At 60.7% G+C, this 2868-nt stretch carries 2 protein-coding genes; both read left to right on the top strand.

The window, feature by feature from the left end; translation table 11 throughout:
• The first annotated feature begins 482 nt into the window (after nucleotides 1–482).
• On the top strand, nucleotides 483–1880 hold the full coding sequence (locus tag F618_RS0114510) for a flagellin (RefSeq protein ID WP_019569003.1): 1398 nt from the start codon (nucleotides 483–485) through the stop codon (nucleotides 1878–1880).
• Between the two features lie 74 nt (nucleotides 1881–1954).
• Nucleotides 1955–2380, top strand: a complete 426-nt coding sequence (locus tag F618_RS16540) for a flagellar protein FlaG (RefSeq protein ID WP_255349471.1) — start codon at nucleotides 1955–1957, stop codon at nucleotides 2378–2380.
• Nucleotides 2381–2868 lie beyond the last annotated feature (488 nt).

Here is a 2868-nt window from a genome sequence, read left to right as displayed (position 1 = left end):
CGAGGAAGGGTGCCGACGGGATAATGGCGTGGATATGGCCTGGATAGATGCAGGCACGTTTGGAATGGCCACCCATCCGTCGGATTGCCCACCCACCCCCGTCATCCCGGAAACCGCGGAGCGGTTATCCGGGGTCTCCGTCGTTGGGGGTGGCGCAGACGTCGGGGTGTTCGCGCGTGGGGAGATCCCGGCTCTTCGCTTCGCTACGGCCGGGGTGACGGACAGGGGCTGCGGCCGGGATGACCGAGAAGGCCATGGTGGGCGGAGTGTGGTCCGGATAATGGCTGGGCATCGGTGCGTGGCGTTACGGTTTCGCGGCCGGAGGAACTGGGGGCGGCAAGGAATTGCCGCCGGTCGAAAAAAATTTCGATGCAGGGCTAAAGGTTCCTGGGTGAGGGTCGTTAAGGCTTCTGAGAGCGGGGATCAACCCGTTCACCAGAACCGCCCGAGGCGGTGACGAACGACTCTACAGGAGAGCGATCATGTCCCAAGTAATTAACACCAACGTTCTTTCCCTGAACGCCCAGCGCAACCTGAACAACTCCCAGGGCGCGCTGGCTCAGAGCCTGGAGCGTCTGTCCTCGGGCCTGCGTATCAACAGCGCCAAGGACGACGCGGCCGGTCTGGCGATCGCCGAGCGGTTCACCACCCAGATCCGCGGCTTGAATCAGGCCGTGCGTAACGCCAATGACGGGATCTCCTTCGCGCAGACTGCGGAGGGCGCACTCGGTACCGTGGGCGATGCAATGCAGCGGATCCGCGAACTCGCAGTTCAGTCCGCTAATGACACGAACTCGGCTTCGGACCGTCAGGCTTTGAATAATGAAGTCGAGCAATTGGTCCAAGAAATTAACCGAGTATCCAACTCTACCGAGTTCAATGGTACTCGTATCCTGGATGGCTCGTTGGAAGATCTGATCTTTCAAGTGGGTGCGAATCGAAACCAGACTATCTCGGTTGATGGTGTTGATGCTCGAGGTTCCCAGTTGGGTGGGGAAGTCATCGAGGGTGACGCAGTCTCCCTGAATGCTGTGACTGGGGGGGCTGCCGGTGCCAGTATCAGCGAGGGTGATTTGGCCGACATCACGGTCAATGGCGTAGAGATCGATCTCTCTGAAGCGACGTCTCTTGATGATGTCGTTAATGCCATAAATCAGGAGTTTGGTGATACCGGTGTACAAGCGGTCCGCACTTCAGGGGTGGAAACGGCTAATGATTTGGGTTTCACTGATCCTTCAGCTGCGGGGGCTGTCGAGATCAATGGTGTCTCCATCTCCATTGCAGATACGGATGGGGTTGCCGACATTGCAGAAAGCATCAATGAACGTTCTTCACAGACGGGTGTGACGGCGTCCGTTGACAACGGGCAAATCGTCTTTGAGTCCGATGCTGATATCGAAGTTTCGGTAATTGACGGCGGTGACCTGGTGATCGCGGGCATCGGCAGTGGTGAGTCTGACGTTTTTGCACGGGGCATCGAGTTGCAAGCTGAAATTGGTACGGGCATCGACGTCGCTGGGACGGACGATACGGAACTGGGTCTGGAAGGGGTTGCAAGTCAGGACTTCACTCTGAACGGTGTGAGTGTAGCGACGCGTGAGGGAGCAACCGATACGATTCGAACCATTGATCTTGCACTTCAGCAGGTGAACGGCCTTCGGGCTGAGCTCGGTTCCGTACAGGTCCGCTTCGAGAACACCATCTCCAATCTGGAAATCTCCTCGGAGAACCTGTCTGCCGCCCGTTCGCGGATCCAGGATGCGGACTTCGCGGCCGAGACCGCCGAGCTGACCCGCGCCCAGGTGTTGCAGCAGGCGGGTACCTCGGTGCTGTCGCAGGCCAATGCGGTTCCGCAGAACGTGCTGGCCCTGCTGCAGTAAGCTCGATCACTCGGGCTTCTGGTTGAGGGAGGGTGGCGCGAGCGCCATCCTCTCCTTCTGAAGAGGACAGCGATATGAGTGATGGAATCGGCAATATCACATCACCGCTGGTTGCAGTGAACCCGCGTGGGGGCGAAGGGGCGAAGGCTCCTGGCCCCGGCGCGGGTCTTGTTCGTGGCGAGGGGCGGCCGGAGGCCGTGGCTCGTGCGGACAGTAATACGGAATCAACGGCTCGTGGTTCCACCGGACCGGCGATCGAGGCCATGGACATGGACGAGGTCAACCAGGTGGTCGAGTCGATCAATTCCTACCTGCAATCCACCAAGCGGGCGCTGGAGTTCAGCGTAGACGACAGCAGCGGCCGCACGGTGATTACGGTGATGGACGGTGAACGCGAAGAGGTGATCCGCCAGATCCCGCCGGAGGCCGTGCTGGCCCTGGTGGAGCAGTTCCAGACCGAGCAGGAGCTCGGCGGTACGGGGCTGGCGGACAAGGCCTGAGGGCTTCGTACACCTGCAAGCGTGATGTTCAGTTAAGCCGGGCCCGGCAGCGGGTCCGGCTTTTTTCGTTGTGCCAGCATCAGCCAGCCGCAGATCCACGGCCCGCTGGCCCCTTTCCTGTCATCCGTGCCGCGGCCCCCTTGGCGTGATCCCGGCCGCAGCGAAACGAAGAGCCGGGATCACGGACGCCGGGACGCCCCGACGTCGGTGCCACCTCCAGCGACGGAGATCCCGGATAACCGCTGCGCGGTTTCCGGGATGACGCCGGCTGGGTGGCAAGCCCGAAGGTTCGTGTATACGGGCTCATGCGCGTGCCGTTTCCCGTCATCCCGGCCGGAGCGTAGCGGAGAGCCGGGATCTCACTACGTGCGAACACCCGGGCGTTTGTGCCATTGTCGACTTCCCGTAAATTCGGTCCATTGAAAACTGGAAGTCTCCGGGCACACTAGAGCCAAAGGAGGCCGAGATGCGCAAGAGTCGGTTTACGG

Source organism: Thioalkalivibrio sp. ALMg13-2, from assembly GCF_000381185.1.
GTDB classification, from domain to species: domain Bacteria; phylum Pseudomonadota; class Gammaproteobacteria; order Ectothiorhodospirales; family Ectothiorhodospiraceae; genus Thioalkalivibrio; species Thioalkalivibrio versutus.
The sequence above is the reverse complement of the archived record's forward strand: the minus strand, read 5'-3'. Positions and strand labels throughout refer to the sequence as shown.

What these genes read in the sequence shown, in the direction of transcription:
- F618_RS0114510 (WP_019569003.1), top strand. Translation starts at nt 483, where the DNA reads ATGTCCCAAGTAATTAACACCAACGTTCTTTCCCTGAACGCCCAGCGC.
- F618_RS16540 (WP_255349471.1), top strand. Translation starts at nt 1,955, where the DNA reads ATGAGTGATGGAATCGGCAATATCACATCACCGCTGGTTGCAGTGAAC.